The organism is Citrobacter sp. Cpo074 (assembly GCF_030332745.1).
Lineage (GTDB): Bacteria > Pseudomonadota > Gammaproteobacteria > Enterobacterales > Enterobacteriaceae > Citrobacter > Citrobacter portucalensis.
Genome location: NZ_JAOWHG010000034.1, coordinates 68,843 through 90,917, shown reverse-complemented (window position 1 = coordinate 90,917; position 22,075 = coordinate 68,843). Strand labels below are relative to the sequence as shown.

General features: G+C 52.8%; 18 protein-coding genes. 10 read left to right on the top strand and 8 right to left on the bottom strand.

Features of this window, described 5'->3' with window-relative positions; translation table 11 throughout:
- Position 1: 1 nt before the first annotated feature.
- The 3 genes from fucK to fucP form a co-directional block, all read right to left on the bottom strand.
- Complete coding sequence (gene fucK / locus OGX83_RS18590) at positions 2–1,420, bottom strand: L-fuculokinase (protein WP_008785697.1); 1,419 nt, start codon at positions 1,418–1,420, stop codon at positions 2–4.
- A 107-nt stretch (positions 1,421–1,527) separates the two neighbouring features.
- Positions 1,528–3,303, bottom strand: coding sequence for an L-fucose isomerase (gene fucI, locus OGX83_RS18585; RefSeq protein ID WP_003825648.1), 1,776 nt, complete (start codon positions 3,301–3,303; stop codon positions 1,528–1,530).
- 31 nt (positions 3,304–3,334) lie between these two features.
- The gene (gene fucP, locus OGX83_RS18580) at positions 3,335–4,645 is read right to left on the bottom strand and encodes an L-fucose:H+ symporter permease (RefSeq protein WP_008785696.1); all 1,311 of its coding nucleotides are present in this window, start codon (positions 4,643–4,645) and stop codon (positions 3,335–3,337) included.
- A 563-nt stretch (positions 4,646–5,208) separates the two neighbouring features.
- Here fucP and fucA point away from each other — a divergent pair.
- Positions 5,209–5,856 carry an L-fuculose-phosphate aldolase gene (gene fucA / locus OGX83_RS18575; RefSeq protein WP_003825656.1) on the top strand — a complete coding sequence of 216 codons (648 nt, stop codon included), beginning with the start codon at positions 5,209–5,211 and terminating at the stop codon, positions 5,854–5,856.
- A gap of 11 nt (positions 5,857–5,867) precedes the next feature.
- Positions 5,868–7,016, top strand: coding sequence for a lactaldehyde reductase (gene fucO, locus OGX83_RS18570; RefSeq protein ID WP_032944838.1), 1,149 nt, complete (start codon positions 5,868–5,870; stop codon positions 7,014–7,016).
- A gap of 76 nt (positions 7,017–7,092) precedes the next feature.
- Here fucO and xni read toward each other — a convergent pair whose 3' ends face one another.
- The 5 genes from xni to queF all read right to left on the bottom strand — a co-directional run bounded on the left by xni (position 7,093) and on the right by queF (position 13,615).
- The gene (gene xni / locus OGX83_RS18565) at positions 7,093–7,848 is read right to left on the bottom strand and encodes a flap endonuclease Xni (RefSeq protein WP_286573841.1); all 756 of its coding nucleotides are present in this window, start codon (positions 7,846–7,848) and stop codon (positions 7,093–7,095) included.
- Positions 7,849–8,017: 169 nt separating this feature from the next.
- Positions 8,018–9,385 (bottom strand): L-serine ammonia-lyase, encoded by a 1,368-nt coding sequence (locus OGX83_RS18560; RefSeq protein ID WP_003034070.1) that lies wholly within the window; start codon positions 9,383–9,385, stop codon positions 8,018–8,020.
- A gap of 53 nt (positions 9,386–9,438) precedes the next feature.
- Entirely contained in the window at positions 9,439–10,728 is a 1,290-nt protein-coding gene (locus OGX83_RS18555) for an HAAAP family serine/threonine permease (RefSeq protein ID WP_003034073.1), read from the bottom strand.
- Between the two features lie 560 nt (positions 10,729–11,288).
- Positions 11,289–12,653 (bottom strand): nucleotide 5'-monophosphate nucleosidase PpnN, encoded by a 1,365-nt coding sequence (ppnN, locus tag OGX83_RS18550; RefSeq protein ID WP_003034076.1) that lies wholly within the window; start codon positions 12,651–12,653, stop codon positions 11,289–11,291.
- A 113-nt stretch (positions 12,654–12,766) separates the two neighbouring features.
- A complete protein-coding gene (gene queF, locus OGX83_RS18545) occupies positions 12,767–13,615 on the bottom strand; it encodes an NADPH-dependent 7-cyano-7-deazaguanine reductase QueF (RefSeq protein WP_003825665.1) in 849 nt (282 codons plus the stop codon).
- Positions 13,616–13,683: 68 nt separating this feature from the next.
- Between queF and syd the strand changes: the two genes are divergently transcribed.
- From syd to OGX83_RS18505, 8 genes are all read left to right on the top strand, one after another.
- Positions 13,684–14,229 (top strand): SecY-interacting protein, encoded by a 546-nt coding sequence (gene syd, locus OGX83_RS18540; protein WP_032944836.1) that lies wholly within the window; start codon positions 13,684–13,686, stop codon positions 14,227–14,229.
- 632 nt (positions 14,230–14,861) lie between these two features.
- Positions 14,862–15,191 (top strand): YqcC family protein, encoded by a 330-nt coding sequence (locus OGX83_RS18535; protein WP_003825670.1) that lies wholly within the window; start codon positions 14,862–14,864, stop codon positions 15,189–15,191.
- Complete coding sequence (gene truC / locus OGX83_RS18530; protein WP_003825671.1) at positions 15,191–15,973, top strand: tRNA pseudouridine(65) synthase TruC; 783 nt, start codon at positions 15,191–15,193, stop codon at positions 15,971–15,973. Before OGX83_RS18535 ends, truC begins: the two co-directional genes overlap by 1 nt.
- Before the next feature lie 19 nt (positions 15,974–15,992).
- Positions 15,993–16,442, top strand: coding sequence for a flavodoxin (locus OGX83_RS18525; protein ID WP_003825676.1), 450 nt, complete (start codon positions 15,993–15,995; stop codon positions 16,440–16,442).
- Positions 16,443–16,785: 343 nt separating this feature from the next.
- Entirely contained in the window at positions 16,786–18,138 is a 1,353-nt protein-coding gene (gene gudP / locus OGX83_RS18520; RefSeq protein WP_048215647.1) for a galactarate/glucarate/glycerate transporter GudP, read from the top strand.
- 2 nt (positions 18,139–18,140) lie between these two features.
- Entirely contained in the window at positions 18,141–19,481 is a 1,341-nt protein-coding gene (locus tag OGX83_RS18515; protein ID WP_286588868.1) for an enolase C-terminal domain-like protein, read from the top strand.
- Positions 19,482–19,501: 20 nt separating this feature from the next.
- Positions 19,502–20,842 carry a glucarate dehydratase gene (gudD, locus tag OGX83_RS18510; RefSeq protein WP_008785687.1) on the top strand — a complete coding sequence of 447 codons (1,341 nt, stop codon included), beginning with the start codon at positions 19,502–19,504 and terminating at the stop codon, positions 20,840–20,842.
- Between the two features lie 82 nt (positions 20,843–20,924).
- Entirely contained in the window at positions 20,925–22,067 is a 1,143-nt protein-coding gene (locus OGX83_RS18505) for a glycerate kinase (RefSeq protein ID WP_286588866.1), read from the top strand.
- Positions 22,068–22,075 lie beyond the last annotated feature (8 nt).

Sequence of the window (22,075 nt, the reverse complement as noted above, 5' to 3'; positions counted from 1 at the left end):
GTTACTCGACTCCTGTGAGTTCGGATTCGGTTTGCGGATAGAAGTAACGGTACTGATAGCGCACCTGTTCGCGCGCCTGCTCCGGGGAGGTAAATTCCCCGATGCCTGACCATGCAAACATTGCGGCGCCTGCCACGGTGGTTTCGGCATCATCCAGCACTTTGACAGGGATCCCGAGAACGTTCGCTTTGATTTGGTTCCACAAGATGTTGCGGCTGCCCCCGCCAACTAATAGCAGTTCAGTGGCCTGGAAATGGCCGATTTTTTCCAGCGTTTGCAGATTTCGCTGCAGCTGTTCTGTCAGTCCTTCCAGCGCGGCGCGATAAAAGTGTCCACGGGTAGTATTGAGGGTAACCCCTTGCCAGCCCGCATTCTGACAGGCCAGCAGGTCGCAGTGCATCTTCACCCCTTCGGCACCAGCGGGAATATCCCGAGCTTCATCAATCAACGTTTGCCAGGGCGTGTCCGCGGTCCATAACAGCTTTCGAACCCATTCAAGCACGCCGGAGGCCAGCCACTGCATTCCGGGATTGTTAAGCCCAGCCTGACTATCCAGCTCACAGGTGGAGCCCGCATAATGGCTGAGCAGGGAGGTATTTACCTGCGCACTGCGCACCATCAGAATTTCCCATGTGCCGGAAGAGAGTACCGGTTCATCCTGTTGGGCTCCTGCGCCAAATAGCGCAAACTGTGTGTCGTGTCCGGCAGAGATGACTGGAATACCCTCTGGAAGTCCGAGCTGGCTGGCGGCCTCGCGTTGCAGTACCCCAATTTGTTCGCCTGCTTCAACCAGACGCGGAAACAGGCGACGCGGTATGCCTGTTGCCTGCAAAATATCCTGGCTGAAATCACGTTGCTGGATATCCAGCATCTGGCTGGTTCCCGCCATGGTGATGTCAGTTGTGAACTCGCCGGTTAAACGTTGGTTGATAAGCGACGAGATAAACAGCCAGGCGTGCGCCTGTTCCAGTAATTGTGGGTGGTTCTCTTTCAGCCACACCAGTTTGTACAGCGTATTGAAGCTAAACGCCCCAACGCCGGAGATTTCCTGCAGTTGCTGCGGTGACATGTAGCGATGGATATTCTCCATTACCGCTGCGGTACGTGGGCATTTCCAGCTGATCACCGGATACAGTTGTTTGCCGTTCTTATCCACCAGCGCGCCGTCCACGCCGAAGGTGGTGACGGCGATCCCGCGAATTTGGCAGGCGGCCAATTGTGAGGAGAGCCGCTGACAGCAGTCGGCAAAGCGTTGCAGAATGGCCTCCAGCGACCATTGGTGCCAGGCACTGTTTTCTGCGGCGATATCACTGGCGTTCGGGGTCGCTGCGCGGGCGACAATCTTCCCCTGTCGGTCAACGGCAATGGCCCGTACGTTGGTCGCGCCACAGTCGAGAACCAGAATAACCTCTTGTTTCATAATTGCTCCTGGGAGATTACCTATTACCTGATGGCGGCTTCGCCTTATCCGGCCTACAAAACCGTGTGCTTCGTAGGCCGCGCCGCCATCAGGCAATCGCTCGATGTTTAACGCTTATACAGCGGGCCGTAGTTCTGACAAGCGCGGTAATCCTGACCTTCCGTATCCATACCGTGGGCGGCCCAGGAGGAAGGACGATAAATTTTCTCGTCTTCCACGTTGTGCATGCACACCGGGATACGCAGCATGGCAGCCAGAGTGATAAAGTCCGCACCTACGTGACCAATCGTCAGCACCCCGTGGTTAGCGCCCCAGTTAGCCATGACGGAATAGACGTCGCTGAACGGGCCCTTGCCGGTTAAGCGCGGAGCAAACCAGGTGGTTGGCCATGTGGAGTTGGTACGCGCATCAAGCTGGTCGTGCATATCTTTCGGCAACTCCACGCTCCAGCCTTCCGCGATTTGCAGCACCGGCCCCAACCCTTTGATGATGTTGATACGGCTCATGGTGAACGGCACACCGCCTTCAGTCAGGAAGCGAGATGAGTAACCGCCCCCGCGGAAGTATTCGTGAATAGCCGGGCACCATTCGGTTGCCGCCAGGCATTCATCCGCCTCTTTCTGCGAGATTTCCCAGTGTGGTTTCATGGTCGGTTTACCTTCGCTGTCGCGCTGTTTGCAGGAACCGTCCAGTGCCGCAGAACCGGAGTTAATCAAGTGAATAATGCCGTGCTCAGCAAGACCGGTCAGCGGTTTACCCGTGACGCGTTCAACCGCCTCTGGCGACCAGTAGGTACGCACATCGGCAAAGACCTGGGCCGTGCCGGTGAGTTGATGGCCGAACAGCATCGCCACGCCGTTCAGGCTGTCGTTTTCGGTTGCGACAACGAACGGTTCACGAACGCCATTCCAGTCAAAGGAGCTGTTGAGCAACGCTTCGGCGGTATCGCCATTTGGGTATTGATCGGTCCAGTGACGCTGGCCCTGGAAGCCTGCGGCGATCGCGTTATAGCCCAGGGATTCTTCGACCAGACCTTTGTCTGCCAGCTTTTTGTTACCCTGCATCATGTCGCGAATGCACATAGCCATCAGCAGGCTTTCTTTCAGCACTGCGCGGCTTTGTTCTGCGTTACGTTTATATTGTTGTGCGTTCTGATCTTCGCCGTAGCGGAAGTTTTTGTCCGCCCACGCCAGCGCCATTTCCAGCTCGGTTTCATCATAGATTTTCTGGTCAATGCGACGACGCAGCTCGGTCATATCAACCGCCTGCACCTTCATACCCAGCCAGGATTCAAAGAAGTTATGGTCGACGATAGAACCGGCGATGCCCATTGATACACCACCGACAGACAGGTAGCTTTTCCCTTTCATACTGGCGACCGCTAAGCCGGCACGGGCAAAGCGCAGCAGTTTTTCTTCAACATCGGCAGGGATAGATGTGTCGTCTGCATCCTGTACGTCATGACCATAGATGGAGAAGGCAGGAAGGCCTTTTTGGCTGTGAGCTGCCAGTGCGGCGGCCAGGTAAACCGCCCCCGGACGTTCCGTGCCGTTGAAGCCCCAGATCGCTTTCGGGCGCATCGGATCCATGTCGATGGTTTCACTGCCGTAGCACCAACATGGGGTAACGGTAATCGTCACGCCAACATTCTGGCTGCTGAATTTTTCTTCACAGGCTGCGGATTCCGCCATGCCGGCGATACAGGTATCGGCAATCACACATTCAATTTGTGCGCCGCAGGCATGACGAAGTTTTTCAGTGATAAGCGCTGCGGTAGCTTTAGCCATATTCATGGTTTGCTCTTCGAGCGACTCACGTACACCCATACGACGTCCGTCAATAACCGGGCGAATACCAATTTTTGGTAAGCTGATTTTTTTCATCACAGATTCCTCACGTTATTCGGATAAATATTCAGTTGGCTGCCGTTTGTGAACGGAAGCGGGCAAAAATAAAGATGATGGCGAAGCAAAGCGCCGGGACCAGTTCAGCGGTCGGGATATTGCCAGCGGCATCGCTGACAAAGCCCATCACCGGGGTCACAATGCCGCCGCCAATGATGGTCATGACGATAAAAGACGAGCCGTATTTGGTGTCTTGTCCCAGATTTTTGATCCCCAGAGAAAAAATGGTTGGGTACTGAATCGACATAAATGCGCTGCACAACGTCAGGGCCAGCAGGCCGATCTGGCCACCGGTGAAGGCGGAAATCAGGCACAGAATCATGGCAAGCAGGGCATATGCGGCCAGCACCTTATGCGGCGCAAAGCGACTGATAAGCCAGGTGCCGGAGAAACGACCGATAAAGAAGCACACCATGGTGCCGGTCAGGTAGTTGGCGGCGAAACCTGGCGTCATGCCTGGGATCTCTTCGATTGCGTAGCGAATCAGGTAGCTCCAGCAGGCAGTTTGTGCACCGACGTAGCAGAACTGCGCCAGCACCGCCCAACGCCAGTGGCGAATGCGCACCAGGCGGGAAAGGGACGCGGAGAATGAACTCTGAGCGTTGTCACTGTGATCGTCACTTTGCAGGGTCGGAAACTTGGTAAACATGATCAGCAGGGCGACCAGCAAAACGACCGCGACGATGATCATATAAGGGGTTTGAACCGATAACACCAGGCTGTGCTTGTAGGCACTTAGCTGTTCTGGCGCCATCTTATCGAGTACGTCTTGAGATTGATGTGGCACATTAGACAAAATAAGACTTTGCCCAAAAACAACCGCAATAATGGCACCAAATGAGTTAAAAGTTTGCGCGAGATTTAATCGGAAATGACCGCCGCTTTCCGGGCCCAGTACGGTTACAAAGGGGTTGGCAGCCGTTTCCAGACAACCTAAGCCCGCCGCAATAATAAATAGGCCAATCAGGAATAAGGTGTAATTCATTACCTCAGCCGCTGGCCAGAATAATGCTGCACCGATGGCATATAAGAATAATCCGGTAATAATGCCTGCTTTATAACTTAGTTTTTTCATCAGGATCCCGGCTGGGATTGGAATGACGAAATAACCAAAATAAAAAGCAGATTGAATCAGACCAGCCTGAAAGTTTGTTAATGTAAAAGCTTGCTGAAATTGTGGTAATAAAATGTCATTAAGATTATTGGCAACCGCCCAAAGAAAAAACAGTGAACAGAGTAACGCGAAGGGAATGACATAATTTTTTGTCTGCCCCCGCTCTACCGCATGAAAACTTTGTGTTTGTATTGATGTGTTTCCCATAGCATCCTCATCAGTTCATAAGCATGTTCAACAGCTTAAGAGTACGATTGGTGATTTTCACCAACCTGCTAATCCAGGTGAGTTCCGGTAACCTGCCAGATAAAATTGGCCTTCATGAATGAACTCATGAATTCATTTTCAAATAAAAACCGGCCATTAATATGATGGTGGTCACATTTATGCTCAGGGTGTGGGTTTATGTGATTATCATCACTTTAATTTCTTTAAAACAATGACCGTTTGAGAAAAATAAATTAAAAAGCCACAGGGATAATGCCCGAATTAATTAGTTAAGTGGAAAACGGGCAATGGTAACAATTTATTCGCAAATGACCGTTTTACAATGGTTTTATTAAGAACGGACATTTTGTAATTGTAATATTATGCCTGCATGTTTTTATTCAGCGTTATTAGTTGATGAACATCACAAAATCCAGTGCTAAAAATTCCCTTCTCTTTATTCAGCATGATGATAGTTAGCAAATACCCGCTTAAATCAACAGAGCGTCGAGGTATTAGCAATGTTCTGTTGTCGCATTTTGACTCACTGAGAGAGGTAAGTAATGGAACGAAATACGCTGGCACGGCAGATTATCAATACCTGCCTGGAAATGACCCGTCTGGGGTTGAATCAGGGGACTGCGGGTAATGTAAGTGTGCGTTACCAGGACGGGATGTTAATTACCCCGACGGGTATTCCGTATGACAAACTCACCGAATCCCACATTGTGTACATCAACGCTGAGGGGCAGCACGAAGAAGGGAAATTACCTTCCAGCGAGTGGCGGTTCCATATGGCCGCTTATCAGACGCGTCCCGATGCTCAGGCAGTGGTCCATAATCATGCCGTGCATTGTACTGCTGTTTCTATTCTCAACCGGCCAATCCCGGCAATCCATTACATGATTGCGGCGGCTGGCGGTAACTCAATTCCCTGTGCGCCATATGCGACGTTTGGCACGCGTGAGCTTTCCGAGCACGTTGCGGTAGCGCTGAAAAACCGAAAAGCAACGCTGTTGCAGCATCATGGGCTGATCGCCTGCGAGGAAAATCTGGAAAAAGCCCTGTGGTTAGCGCATGAAGTGGAAGTGCTGGCGCAGCTTTATCTCAGCACGCTGGCGATTACCGATCCGGTTCCGGTACTGGACGATGAGGCTATCGCTATTGTGCTGGAAAAATTCAAAACATATGGATTGCGTATTGAGGAATAGGAGATAAAACGATGGCGAACAGAATGATTCTGAACGAAACGGCATGGTTTGGCCGGGGAGCTGTTGGCGCATTAACCGATGAAGTTATTCGTCGTGGTTATCGCAAAGCGTTGATTGTGACTGATAAAAATCTGGTGCAGTGTGGCGTTGTTGAGAAGGTGACTTCCCGAATGGATGCTGCAGGTCTGGCATGGGAAATCTATTCAGGCGTTGTTCCTAATCCAACCATTGCGGTAGTGCAGGAAGGATTGAGTGTCTTTCAGCAAAGCGGCGCAGACTATCTGGTCGCCATTGGCGGCGGCTCCCCGCAGGATACCTGTAAAGCGATTGGCATTATTAACAATAACCCGGAGTTTGCGGATGTACGCAGCCTTGAAGGGTTATCGCCGACACGCTTCCCGAGCGTGCCAGTTATGGCTATACCAACCACTGCGGGAACGGCGGCGGAAGTGACCATTAACTACGTGATCACTGACGAAGAGAATCGGCGTAAGTTTGTTTGTGTCGATCCACATGACATCCCGCAGGTGGCGTTCATTGATGCTGACATGATGGACGGCATGCCTGCTGCATTAAAAGCGGCTACTGGCGTAGATGCACTGACTCATGCCATTGAAGGCTACATCACGCGGGCTGCGTGGGCGCTTACCGATGCGCTGCACATTAAAGCCATCGAAATTATTGCCGGGTCATTACGCGGTTCCGTTGCGGGCGACAGCCAGGCGGGGGAAGCGATGGCTCTGGGCCAGTACGTTGCCGGGATGGGTTTCTCCAACGTAGGTCTGGGATTAGTGCATGGCATGGCACACCCGTTAGGCGCGTTCTACAACACGCCGCACGGCGTCGCGAATGCCATTTTGCTGCCACACGTGATGCACTATAACGCCGAATTCACCGGGGAAAAATTCCGCGATATCGCCCGGGTAATGGGGGTTAAGGTTGAAGGACTGACGCTGGCAGAGGCACGCAAAGCGGCGGTGGATGCCGTCTTCGCCCTTAATCGCGATGTAGGTATCCCACTGCATCTACGCGATGTTGGCGTCCGTAAAGAGGATATTCCTGCGCTGGCGCAAGCCGCATTTGACGATGTTTGTACCGGGGGAAATCCGCGTGAAGCGAGCCTTGGGGATATCGTTGAGCTGTACCATACCGCCTGGTAATCACCTGGCGCTTATCCGGCCTACAGGGTTGTACAATAAGTAGGCCGGATAAGCGCAGTGCCATCAGGAAATAAGGCTACCGCGCCAGTCGTAGCTGCTGTAGGTTTCCGTCGATATGTAAGTCTGTTTGCAGCCGCGCGATATCGCGGCACAAAAATGCCATCTCCCGATGTTCTTCGAGTTTCTTGCGCCATTTCTCCGGTACATCATCCAGGTGTTCATACAGCGCTTCCAGCGTTGGAAACTGTGCCAGCAGTTGTGTGGCGCTTTTAGGACCAATACCGGCAACCCCCGGTATTTTAGAACTGCTGATCCCGGCCAGTCCCCAGTAATCAGGCAGCAGTTGCGGCAGTACGCCAAACTCTTTCTCGATAAACGGCGCATCCAGCCAGCGTTTCTGGAAATAATCACGAATACGCAGCGTCGGGGAGAGTAGCTGACAGTAGCCTTTATCGGTTGAGACGATAGTCGCCTGGTGTCCCGCCTGGCTAACTTTCACCGCCAGAGTGGCGGCTAAATCATCGGCTTCATTCCCGCTGGATACCCAGCAGCAGACGCCGCGCTGTTCAAAAGCGGCGCGTAAGGCGGGCATTTCCTGGTGTAAATCGTCAGGCATCGGCGGGCGACCGGCTTTGTAGTCAGGTAACCGTTGGTGACGCCAGCCGCTGTTACGCGCTTCGTCATCAAATACCGCCACGGCGTGCGTGGGCTGACTGTGCACAATCAGCTGATCGAGCGCGTGCTGGCATGTCTCCACGCAGGGGGAGCCCTGTACGGCGTGAATACGGCGGATGAGATTCAGTGCATCAACAATGAGCAGGTGGACGGCCACGGTGTTCTCCCTAACAAATTAGTCTGTAGGGTAACATTCACGACGAGTGGAGACGAGCATTGCGAAAGAGCGCTATCCGTAAGCCTGATAAGCGAAGCGCCATCAGGCAATAAAAGCCGGATGCGGCGAGCGCCTTATCCGGCCTACAGATACGAAAATGTGCTGAGAATTAATCGCAGGTGACAATCTTCATCGCCAGACCACCACGAGAGGTTTCGCGGTATTTGGCGTTCATGTCTTTACCGGTTTCGTACATGGTCTCGATAACTTTATCGAGGCACACGCGTGGTTCACTGGTACGGCGCAGCGCCATACGTGCAGCGTTCACCGCTTTAACCGAAGCAATGGCATTACGCTCAATGCACGGTACCTGAACCTGGCCGGCAACCGGGTCGCAGGTCAGACCCAGGTTGTGTTCCATGCCGATTTCTGCCGCGATGCACACCTGCATTGGGCTACCACCCAGCAGTTCAGCCAGACCAGCCGCTGCCATGGAGCAGGCGACGCCAACTTCACCCTGACAGCCGACTTCGGCACCAGAGATAGAGGCGTTCATCTTGTACAGTGAACCAATGGCGCTTGCGACCAGCATGTAGCGTGCCAGCGAGTTAGCGTTCACTTCACGGATAAACTTGTCGTAATACGCCAGTACGGCAGGAACAATCCCGCATGCACCGTTGGTTGGTGCAGTCACCACGCGTCCACCGGCTGCGTTTTCTTCGTTCACGGCCAGCGCGAACATGTTGATCCAGTCAACAACCGCCATCGGGTCGGTGGTGGTTTTGTCGCTGCTGACCAGCATGCGACGCAGCGCAGCAGCACGACGCGGAACGCGCAGTTTGCCCGGCAATACACCTTCGGTGGTGATGCCGCGTTCAATCCCGCTACGCATCACTTCCCAGACGTTAGCAAAGTGCTGTTCCAGCTCTTCTTTGCTGTGCAGCGCCAGTTCGTTTTGCATCATCAGACCGGAAAGTGACAGGCCGGTTTCCTGGCAATGACGTTGCAAATCAGCTGCGGATTTATACGGATATGGCACGTTTACCGGAGAGTTGTTCGGTAAACCAAAATGTTCTTCATCAACGATGAACCCACCGCCAATGGAATAGTAAGTCTGGCTGTAAATAGCCTTTTCGCCCGCCAGTGCGGTAATGCGCATCCCGTTTTCGTGCAGGGACAGATTGTCCGCATGGAAATTCATGCACTTGTCGACCGGGAACTCGACCTCATGTTGACCGTCCGCCAGCAGCAAACGCCCATGAGTATTCACATCCTGGATAAAGGATGGAATGGCATCAATGTCTACGGTATCCGGCAGATTACCCGCCAGGCCCATAATAATCGCGATGTCGGTATGGTGACCTTTCCCCGTCAGAGATAAAGAGCCATAGACATCAACCACTACGCGGGTTACGTCAGTGAGAATTCCGCGTGCAATCAGGTCATCCGTGAATTGTTTGCCTGCTTTCATCGGGCCAACAGTGTGGGAGCTGGAAGGGCCAATGCCGATTTTGAAAATATCGAATACGCTAATCATGAGGCGTCCATTGTGTATCGAGGTGCGCCGCCCCGAGGAGCGGCGCAGGGGAATTAACTGAACAGAGAGTAGAAAATAGCGGAGATAGCGATCAGGCCCATAATCACAACGAAGACGTTGCTGATATGGCCGCTGTACTTACGCATTGCCGGTACTTTCTGAATGGCATACATCGGCATCAGGAACAGAATCATCGCGATGATTGGGCCACCCAGGGTCTCAATCATGCCGAGGATGCTTGGGTTCAGCGTCGCCACAATCCAGGTGGTTACCAGCATGAACAGCGCAGTGATTTTGTTCAGTTTGTTGATTTCGATGGATTTGCCTTTGCCACGCAGAGACTTAATCACCATACCATTGAAGCCTTCACGTGCGCCCAGGTAGTGGCCCAGGAAGGATTTGGTGATAGCGATAATCGCGATGATCGGTGCCATCCAGGCAATAATCGGCGCGTTAAAGTGGTTCGCCAGGTAAGACAGAATCGAGATGTTCTGCTCTTTCGCTGCTGCCAGGTCCGCCGGAGTCAGGCTGAACACGCAGCTGAAGACGAAGAACATAACGGTCAGTACCATCATGATGTGAGCGAATGCCAGAATCTTGGAGCATTTTTTCTCTGCTTCATCACCGTACTCTTCACGCTTCGCCACGGCGAAGGAGGAGATGATCGGGGAGTGGTTGAAGGAGAACACCATTACCGGAATTGCCAGCCACAGGGTCAACAGCAGGCCGTTGCCGGTGGTTGCCGCAGAGTCAAATGACATGGTTTCCAGAATCGCACCGCTCCACTGAGGGATCAGGTACAGCGCCAGCAGCATCAGAGCCGCAACAAACGGGAATACCAGGATGCTCATCGCCTTAACGATCATCTGCTCACCGAAGCGCACGATGGTCATCATGCCGACAATCAGGATCAGTGACAGGATTGCGCGCGGCGGCGGCGTAATCGCCAGCTGGTGGGTCAGGAAGCTTTCAACCGTGTTGGTGATTGCTACGCTGTAAACCAACAGAATCGGGTAGATAGCGAAGAAGTAGAGCAGGGTAATCAGTTTACCTGCACCAACACCAAAGTGTTCTTCTACAACTTCGGTGATGTCTTCACCCGGATTTTTACCGGACAGCACAAAGCGAGTCAGACCGCGGTGTGCAAAGAAGGTCATTGGGAAGGCAAGGATCGCCATGATGATCAGCGGGATCATACCGCCTACGCCTGCGTTAATCGGCAGGAACAATACACCCGCCCCAATCGCCGTGCCGTAAAGGCCCAGCATCCACATGGTGTCTGTTTTGCGCCATGCGCTGCGGGTCTGACCCGTAACGATAGTGCTGGTTTGAGTGTTTTCCATCTATTTCTCCTGGAGGAAGCTTAAAAAGTCGGGTTTGGGGTCAATCCAATGAGAAAGTACCCGACTGTAAATCGAAATTCGTTGAGCGATTTTTATATAATTTTTCGCCGTAATAATTTTCGGGCGGAAAGATACATTTTAGTAATGAATGTATCAGTGATCGGGATCCCAAATGCAATAATCCACCTTTTATGTGGATAAATTTGGGCCATTAATCTGTTAAAAAATAGTCAAAGCGAATTTACGGGCGCGAAGGCTAACATTAACGACATATCTCATGAAAGCGAAGGCGCGAAGATAGGCGTGTTCAGCTGTAAAAACTGTTGTTTTTAGATGATTTCGGCGACTAATAATAATTTTCTAAGATAAATCACGGTTGGTTTTTCAAGGTAATCGTTTGCGTGACGCGCTGTTTTTAATGAATCATCACTGGTATTTATATGATTGTCGGGGCTATGTGACTGGTATCACTAAAAAAAGCCGGGAGGCAAGTGCGCCAAACCCGGCTTTGATATGGACAAAACTGTCACCGCTATAGCGCTGCTAGCGGGTGTTGAAGGTTAGGCGCAGATCTCGTAGCAAGGGATATACGCAGTGCCCGGTAACTTCATACGATGTTGTGCAACAAAGCCCTGCAGGAGATCGTCCATGCGGCGCATCATTTCGCGGTCACCGTGGATTTTGTACGGGCCAAACTCTTCAATAGCGCGGATCCCGACTTCCTTCACGTTACCTGCCACAATACCGGAGAATGCACGACGTAAATCGGCGGCCAATACTTCAACGGGTTGATCCGGGTACAGCTTCAGGTTGGCCATGTTTTCATGGGACGGCTCGAACGGCATCTGCAGATCGGGCGCGATACGAATCGACCAGTTAAAGCTGTATGCATCTCCTGTGTCGCGACGGTTTTCTTTCACCAGCGGCATCGCTTTTTTCATCAGACGCGCCACTTCGGCCGCATCGTCAATGATAATGCGATAGTGGCGACGCGCATCTTCCCCTAGCGTGTGCACGATAAATTCGTCCAGCACGCGGAAGTAATCCGCACTCTCTTTTGGTCCGGTCAGGATCAGCGGTAGAACCTGATCTTTGTTGGCCGGATTCATCAGGATCCCCAGCAGATACAGCAGCTCTTCTGCTGTCCCTACGCCACCCGGGAAGATGATAATACCGTGAGCGATACGCACGAACGCTTCCAGACGTTTTTCAATGTCCGGCATGATGATCAGTTCGTTTACCAGCGGGTTAGGCGGTTCAGCGGCGATGATTGACGGTTCGGTCATGCCAATAAAGCGGCTGTCTTTGTATCGCTGCTGGGCGTGACCGACCGCAGCGCCTTTCATTGGCGCTTCCATCGCCCCCGGACCGCAGCCGGTACAGATGTTCAGTTCGCGCAGACCCAGTTGGGTGCCGACGCGACGGGCATACAGGTACTCATTTTCGTTGATTGAGTGACCGCCCCAGCAGACGACCATGTTCGGCGCTTCACCAACGTGTAGCGCCCGCGCATTACGCAGGATCGAGAATACGAGGTTGGTAATATGTACCGAGCTTTCGAGATCCAGATGCTGAAAACGACCGGCGTTATGGATCTGGCCATTGACGAACAGAATGTCGCGCAGTACGGCAAACAGGTTAGCCTGTAGCGCACGAATAATGCGTCCATCAACAAACGCATCTTCAGGTGGGTTGATCAGTTCCAGCTTCACGCCCCGTTCGCGGCGCAGTACGTTAATATCGAAACTTTCAAAGCGGGACAGCAGTTCTTTACTGTTGTCGGTCAAACTGCCGGAGTTCAGAACGGCAAGCGAACAGTTACGAAACAGTTGATACAGGTCGCTGCTGGCCGTGCGTTTAAGCATATCGACTTCCAGCTGCGACAACATGTCCATTGAGCCAAGCGGGCTAATATGTGTAATCAAGTAAACTCCTTATGGGACGCAACACGTCATTCCCTATTGATTACAATAGCCCTGGCTTATGACCTTTCACAACCTTGCGCGCGGAATCCGGCACGCAAAATTGAGAAAAAAGATTACTGACGTACCAGACGACCGGTTGCCGGAGTGAAATCGGTGTTGGTGCGCCATGGGTTAATGTCCAGGCCGCCACGTCGCGTGTAGCGTGCATAGACGCTCAGTTTCTCTGGCTGGCAGAAGCGCAGAATGTCATTGAAAATACGTTCCACGCACTGCTCATGAAATTCATTATGGTGGCGGAAGGAGACCAGATAACGCAGCAGCTTCTCTCTGTCGATTTTCCGTCCACGATACTGAATTTGTATGGAGCCCCAGTCGGGCTGGTGGGTGATCAGACAGTTGGATTTCAGTAGATGGCTGACCAGCGTCTCTTCGACTGCCTTTTCACCGCTCACGGCATTTTCCAGATACGCAGTGCTGAACTGATAGTTGTCGATGACGATATCCTGATTGTCGATACAGGTCCCATTAAAGTGGGCTATCGGCTGCCCTTCCAGTTCGTCAAGGCGGTACAGCGCCACGCTGACATCGCCCTGAGCGCAGGCGCGCAGATCGTTTTCCAGCGTCTGGCGTACCGCGTCCCAGGAATCAAAACGCGTCTGGTTAAAACTGTTCAGGTACAGCTTAAAGCTTTTCGATTCAATCAGATTTACGCTGGTGTAATCCAGCTCCACATGACCGACCGCAACCTGCGGTAAGCCGTTGGCATTCAGCCACGACAGTTCATATAGCGTCCAGATATCCGCACCGTGAAAAGGCAAGTTATCGGCCTTTAAATCCAGCGGGTCGCGATTCAGGCTGCGCGGAACGCCCTGCAACAGACTTGCATCGTAATTGTCTCGGTAATCCGTTGATTTACCGAGTGTCAGGCCGTTAAGCGCCTGATGATTTTCATAAGAGGACATGTTTCACCGTCATAAACCAGATACACTATGCGACAAGTGTATCCTGGCTTTTGTGAAGAGAGAAATCAGTGGACGAATTGACAGCGCAGGCGTTGATAGCCTTTACGACGCGTTATTGCGACGCATGGCATGAAAAAAACAACAGTTGGCCGCTCAGCGAAGAGCTGTATGGCGTACCTTCTCCGTGTATCATTTCTTCCACAGACGATGCGGTATTTTGGCAGCCTCAACCTTTTGTCGGCGAAAATAACCTCAATGCGGTTGAACGGGCCTTTGATATTGTGGTACAACCTGCCGTTCACGCTTTTTACACCACCCAGTTTGCTGGTGATATGCACGCGCAGTTTGCGGATGAAAAGCTCACGCTGCTGCAAACCTGGAGTGAAGATGACTTCAGGCGCGTTCAGGAAAACCTGATTGGTCATCTGGTAACGCAAAAGCGCCTCAAGCTATCACCTACGCTTTTTATTGCCACACAAGATAATGAGCTTGACGTCATTTCGGTGTGCAATCTGTCCGGTGAAGTGTGCAAAGAAACGCTGGGAACCCGTAAACGAACGGTGCTGGCGGCCTCACTTGCGGAATTCCTCACTCAACTTAAGCCAGTTCTGTAATCCAGTTTGCCCTGAATCTTGTGAGAGATCTCTTACAAACCCTGTAGGACATTGCCAGGTGATAAGTAAAGACTTAATGAATTGATAAAATAATAATTTATTATTATTCAATTGGTTAGTGTTTTATTGTCAACTTTCATACGAAAATAATCGTAAGGGTAAGCCTGTAAGCATCTTGTAAGACAAAGCGAAACAGGCGATTCTATATCTGTCGACAAGGAGTCGCACAACGAAGAGAACATCAGGATGATGGCTCTTCGCCAGGACACACCAGGACGGTGTTGCAAGGACAGGCTTCAGGACGAAGCAAAGAGGAAGACGCTGGATGCGTTAAAGGACACCTCCAGGATGGAGAATGAGAGCCGGTCAGGATGTTCGGCGGGTCTGGATGGCCAGGATACTTCAGGATGAAGTTTTCACATCGGGGTGATGTGAGCAGGATGCAAAAGTTCAGGATGAACACGGTCGCAAGACCACAGGAAAAGTTGTCAAGGATGAGCAGGGAGCACTAAAAGTAGCTGGAATGCTGCGAAACGAACCGGGAGCACTGTTTTTACAGTGCTCCCTTTTTTTATTTCCCTTCACTAGTGCTATTCTTCGCGCCAGATTTTTTCATCATTGAGGTTAATTTCATGACGACTCATGACCGTGTGCGCCAGCAGTTACACGCACTTGAAGCTCTACTGCGTGAACATCATCACTGGCGGATGGATGAGCCAGCAGAGCATCTGTTTACCAGTACGCAGCCTTTTTGTATGGATACCATGGAACCGGTCGAGTGGCTGCAGTGGGTGTTGATTCCCCGCATGCATACGTTGATTGATAACGCGCAGCCGCTTCCGCAGGCTTTTGCCGTCGCACCGTATTACGAAATGGCGCTGGCAGCCGATCACCCGCAACGCGACATTCTTCTGGCGGCATTGCAGGAGCTGGATGCGCTGTTTACAAGTGATAACGCCTGATGCTGGAAATTCTTTATCAGGACGAATGGCTGGTCGCCGTCAATAAACCTTCGGGCTGGTTGGTTCACCGCAGTTGGCTCGACCGGGATGAGAAAGTGGTGGTGATGCAAACGGTGCGCGACCAAATTGGTCAGCACGTATTTACCGCCCATCGACTCGACAGACCAACCTCCGGCGTGCTGCTGATGGGACTGTCCAGCGAAGCCGGGCGTTTGCTGTCCCAGCAGTTTGAACATCATCAAATTCAGAAACGCTATCATGCGATTGTGCGTGGCTGGCTGATGGATGATGCCGTGCTGGATTACCCGCTGGTCGAAGAGCTGGATAAGATTGCCGATAAGTTTGCCCGCGATGATAAAGGCCCGCAGCCTGCTGTCACCCATTATCGTGGCCTGGCAACGGTAGAAATGCCAGTAGCGACCGGGCGTTATCCGACTACTCGTTACGGGCTGGTGGAGCTGGATCCTAAAACCGGTCGCAAGCACCAGCTCAGACGCCATCTGGCGCACTTGCGCCATCCGATTATCGGCGACAGCAAGCACGGTGATTTGCGGCAAAACCGCAGCGCCGCAGAGCATTTCGGTTGCCAGAGATTGATGCTGCATGCCAGCCAGCTTGCGCTGACCCATCCTTTCACCGGCGAACCGCTGGTTATTCGCGCCGGACTGGATGACGTCTGGATGCAGGCGTTATCACAGTTTGGCTGGCGTGGACTTCTCCCTGAGAATGAAAGGGTTGAGTTCAGCGGGCTGTCAGGTCAGGATGAGCAGATAGATTCTTAAGTCCCAGGAGATTACGGTTATGGCGGAAATTGGAATTTTTGTCGGCACGATGTACGGAAACGCGCTGCTGGTTGCCGAAGAGGCCGAAGCTATTTTGACGGCGCAGGGTCATAAAGCTACGGTGTTCGAAGATCCGGAGCTTAGCGACTGGCAGGCATATCAGGATAAATATGTGCTGGTAGTGACTTCCACGACCGGGCAGGGCGATCTGCCGGATAGCATCGTGCCGCTGTTTCAGGGGATCAAAGATAATCTCGGTTTCCAGCCAAATCTGCATTACGGGGTAATTGGGCTGGGCGACAGTAGCTACGTTAATTTCTGCAATGGCGGCAAGCAGTTCGATGCGCTGTTGCAGGAACAAAGCGCCCACCGTGTAGGAGAAATGCTGCTGATTGATGCCAGCGAGCATCCTGAACCGGAAAGCGAATCCAATCCCTGGGTAGAAAACTGGGGAACCTTGCTTAAATAACCCCCTCGCCCGTACGGGCATGCAACCCCCATTTGAACCGCAAGCCGGGCCAGGCGAAGCCGCCACCCGGCAATAAAACCCCAATTACGTGAACTAACTTCCACTACTTTGGGCTTATGCCCCAAACAACTTCTCACTGTCTCCCTAATGTTGTGTTCATGCACGGTGAGGGCAAGTGGCACTCCTTCATATACTTTTCCCGTCAGTTCCCGGAATGGCAGCGAGTCAGAATAAAACGGCCCTGAGCTGTACCAACACTGCCACACACTAACCTCTCATTCTGATCACCCTACAGGTGCTGTACAGAATGAACTGGCGAAAGCCAGGATTCAGGAGTGCAACAATGAGTTCATTAAGTCAGGCGGCGAGCAGCGCGGAAAAACGCACTAACGCTCGCTACTGGATAGTGGTGATGCTGTTTATCGTCACATCCTTCAACTACGGCGATCGCGCCACCTTATCCATTGCCGGTTCGGAGATGGCCAAAGACATTGGTCTGGATGCGGTAGGGATGGGGTATGTATTCTCCGCTTTCTCATGGGCCTATGTTATCGGCCAGATCCCCGGCGGCTGGTTGCTCGACCGCTTTGGTTCAAAACGCGTTTATTTCTGGTCCATCTTTATTTGGTCCATGTTTACCCTGTTGCAGGGTTTTGTCGATATCTTCAGTGGTTTCGGCATTATCGTTGCGCTGTTTACTTTGCGCTTCCTCGTTGGTTTAGCTGAAGCGCCCTCTTTCCCCGGCAACAGTCGTATTGTGGCGGCGTGGTTCCCGGCACAGGAAAGGGGCACAGCGGTCGCTATCTTTAACTCTGCGCAATACTTTGCCACTGTTATCTTTGCGCCAATCATGGGTTGGCTGACCCACGAAGTGGGTTGGTCGCACGTGTTCTTCTTTATGGGCGGTCTTGGGATTGTTATCAGCTTCGTCTGGCTGAAGGTGATTCATGAACCTAACCAGCATCCAGGCGTAAACCAAAAAGAGCTGGAGTACATTGCCGAAGGTGGGGCGCTGATCAACATGGATCAGGCGGCAGCCAAAACAAAAGTGCCGTTTAGCGTGAAGTGGGGGCAAATCAAACAGCTGCTGGGTTCACGGATGATGATCGGGATTTACATCGGCCAGTACTGCATTAACGCGCTGACCTACTTCTTTATCACCTGGTTCCCGGTTTATCTGGTGCAGGCTCGCGGTATGTCGATTTTGAAAGCTGGCTTTGTTGCTTCGGTTCCGGCCATTTGCGGATTCGCCGGCGGCGTGCTCGGCGGCATTATTTCCGACTGGTTGATGCGCCGTACCGGTTCGCTGAATATCGCCCGTAAAACGCCAATCGTACTCGGTATGCTGCTGTCGATGGTGATGGTGTTCTGTAACTACGTCAATGTGGAGTGGATGATCATCGGCTTTATGGCGCTGGCCTTCTTCGGCAAAGGTATCGGTGCGCTGGGATGGGCAGTGATGGCTGATACCGCACCTAAAGAGATCAGCGGTCTGAGCGGCGGTTTGTTCAACATGTTTGGCAACATCTCCGGCATCGTCACGCCAATTGCTATCGGCTACATCGTCGGGACTACCGGCTCGTTTAACGGCGCGTTGATTTACGTCGGGGTACATGCGCTGATTGCGGTGGTGAGCTATCTGGTGCTGGTGGGCGATATTAAACGTATCGAACTGAAACCTGTCGCAGGACAATGATGATGACAACACAATCGAGTCCCGTTATTACCGATATGAAGGTCATCCCGGTGGCCGGTCATGACAGCATGCTGCTCAATATTGGCGGCGCGCATAACGCATACTTTACTCGTAATATCGTGGTGCTCACCGATAATGCCGGAAACACCGGTGTCGGTGAAGCGCCTGGTGGCGAAGTGATTTATCAGACGCTGGTGGATGCGATTCCGCAGGTGTTGGGCCAGGAAGTGGCGCGCCTGAATAAGGTGGTGCAGCAGGTGCATAAAGGCAACCAGGCCGCTGATTTTGACACCTTTGGCAAAGGCGCCTGGACCTTTGAACTACGGGTCAATGCGGTAGCGGCGCTGGAAGCCGCATTGCTCGACCTGCTGGGTAAGGCGCTGAACGTGCCGGTTTGTGAACTGTTAGGGCCGGGCAAGCAGCGCGATGCGGTCACCGTACTCGGCTATCTGTTCTACGTGGGCGATCGCACAAAGACCGATTTACCGTATCTGGAAAGTACGCCGGGAAACCATGAGTGGTATCACCTGCGTCATCAGCAAGCGATGAACAGTGAGGCAGTGGTACGTCTGGCTCAGGCTTCGCAGGATCGCTACGGCTTTAAAGATTTCAAACTCAAAGGTGGTGTACTGCCTGGCGAGCAGGAAATCGACACCGCTCGTGCGCTGAAAAAATGCTTCCCGGATGCGCGTATTACGGTTGATCCCAACGGTGCCTGGCTGCTGGATGAAGCCATCTCCCTGTGTAAAGGGCTGAACGATGTTCTGACCTACGCCGAAGATCCATGCGGCGCTGAACAGGGTTTTTCTGGCCGTGAAGTGATGGCCGAGTTCCGCCGTGCAACCGGTCTGCCGGTAGCAACGAACATGATAGCTACCAACTGGCGTGAAATGGGCCATGCGGTGATGCTGAATTCAGTAGATATTCCGCTGGCCGATCCGCACTTCTGGACCCTTTCTGGCGCGGTACGCGTGGCACAGTTATGCGATGACTGGGGCCTGACCTGGGGCTGCCATTCTAACAATCATTTTGATATTTCGCTGGCGATGTTTACCCACGTCGGTGCGGCTGCACCGGGTAATCCAACGGCTATTGATACCCACTGGATCTGGCAGGAGGGCGATTGCCGCCTGACCAAAAATCCGCTGGAGATTAAAAACGGAAAAATTGCGGTACCCGATACGCCCGGTCTGGGCGTGGAACTGGACTGGGATCAGGTACAGAAAGCGCATGAAGCCTATAAGGCGCTGCCCGGCGGCGCGCGTAATGACGCAGGCCCAATGCAGTATCTGATCCCCGGATGGACTTTTGACCGTAAACGTCCCGTTTTCGGCCGCCACTAATTTTGAATAAGGACTTAATTATGAGCGCACAATTTTCTACCCCATTGGTTACCTCTATGCAGGTTATTCCGGTTGCGGGTCATGACAGCATGTTGATGAACCTGAGCGGCGCACATGCTCCGTTCTTCACGCGCAATATTGTGATTATTAAAGATAACTCCGGTCATACCGGCGTGGGTGAAATTCCCGGCGGCGAAAAAATCCGCAAAACTCTGGAAGATGCGATCCCGTTGGTGGTAGGTAAAACGTTAGGTGAATACAAAAACGTGCTGAATGCAGTACGCAATACTTTTGCCGATCGTGATGCGGGCGGTCGCGGTTTGCAGACCTTCGATTTACGTACCACTATTCATGTGGTTACTGGGATCGAAGCGGCCATGTTGGATCTGTTAGGTCAGCATTTGGGCGTAAACGTCGCCTCTTTGCTGGGGGATGGCCAGCAGCGTAGCGAAGTTGAAATGTTGGGTTACCTGTTCTTCGTGGGTAACCGTAAGGCAACGCCGCTGCCGTACCAGAGTCAGCCGGATGATAAATGCGACTGGTATCGTCTGCGTCATGAAGAAGCGATGACCCCGGATGCGGTAGTGCGCCTGGCGGAAGCCGCGTATGAGAAGTATGGTTTCAACGACTTTAAACTGAAAGGCGGTGTGCTGGCCGGGGAAGAGGAAGCAGAATCTATCGTTGCGCTGGCGAAGCGTTTCCCGCAGGCCCGCGTCACGCTGGATCCGAACGGTGCGTGGTCGCTAAATGAAGCGATTAAGATCGGCAAATATCTGAAGGGTTCTCTGGCCTATGCGGAAGATCCGTGCGGTGCCGAGCAGGGCTTCTCTGGTCGTGAAGTGATGGCGGAGTTCCGCCGCGCCACCGGTCTGCCGACCGCCACCAACATGATCGCCACCGACTGGCGTCAGATGGGGCATACGCTGTCGTTGCAGTCTGTGGATATCCCACTGGCGGACCCGCACTTCTGGACCATGCAGGGTTCTGTCCGTGTGGCGCAGATGTGCCATGAGTTCGGGCTGACCTGGGGATCGCACTCTAACAATCACTTTGATATTTCGCTGGCGATGTTTACGCATGTCGCGGCGGCGGCTCCGGGTAAAATAACCGCTATCGACACCCACTGGATCTGGCAGGAAGGCAACCAGCGCTTGACCAAAGAGCCGTTTGAAATCAAAGGCGGCATGGTGCAGGTTCCGGCAAAACCGGGTCTGGGCGTGGAGCTGGATATGGATCAGGTCATGAAAGCGCATGAGCTGTACCAGCAACATGGACTGGGTGCGCGTGATGATGCGATGGGTATGCAGTATCTTATCCCGAACTGGACGTTTGATAATAAGCGTCCGTGCATGGTTCGCTAAGTGATCCAGGACCGCTCCTATAGAGTGAGCGGTTTTGCTCCTGGTGTATGCTTAACATAATCAACATGCGTAAGGATGCTTTATGAAAATAGTAATCGCACCCGATTCCTATAAGGAAAGTTTGAGTGCGCTTGAGGTGGCAACGGCTATAGAGCTGGGGTTTCGTGAGATCTGGCCCGATGCGGATTACATGAAGATCCCGGTTGCAGATGGCGGTGAAGGAACGGTCGAAGCGATGGTTGCCGCAACGCAAGGTCACCTTGTGCATGTTGATGTTACCGGCCCTTTGGGCAACACAATTCAGGCATTTTATGGTTTATCTGGCGATGAGCGCTCGGCGTTTATAGAAATGGCGGCCGCCAGCGGACTGGAACAGGTTCCTGTGGGTTTACGCGATCCGCTGAAAACGACATCCTGGGGAACCGGGGAGTTAATCCGTCATGCGCTGGACGCTGGCGTTGAGCATATCATCATTGGGATTGGCGGTAGCGCCACCAATGATGGCGGTGCCGGGATGGTGCAAGCGCTGGGAGCAAAACTGCTGGATGCGCAAAATAACGAAATTGCGCAAGGCGGGATCGGTCTGGAATCTCTGTCCCGAATTGATATTTCTCAGTTAGACAGCCGTCTTGCCGGGTGCCGTATTGAAGTGGCTTGCGATGTGACCAACCCGTTGACTGGAAAAGAGGGCGCATCTGCGGTTTTTGGTCCGCAAAAAGGGGCTACGCCGGAGATGATTACCCGCCTGGATCGGGCGCTCACGCACTATGCGCGACTTATTGCCCGCGATCTGGACGTCAACGTGCTGGATCTGGCCGGTGGTGGTGCGGCGGGTGGTATGGGGGCGGCACTGTATGCGTTTTGCGGCGCACAGTTACGCTGCGGTATTGAGATAGTGACCGATGCGTTACACCTTGATGCCTGCGTTGCGGATGCGGATTTAGTGGTCACAGGTGAAGGGCGCATTGATAGTCAGACTATTCACGGTAAGGTTCCGGTTGGCGTGGCGAAGGTCGCAAAGCGTTACAACAAGCCGGTTATCGGTATCGCAGGTAGCCTGACGGCCGATGTGGGGGTCGTACACGAGCATGGGCTGGATGCGGTTTTCAGCGTCATCTACTCCATTTGTACCCTGGATGAGGCGCTGAAGAACGCGAGCGACAACGTACGAATGACGGCGCGAAACGTAGCCGCAACGCTCAAAGCAGGGCAGCAATTACGCTGAGTTGTAGA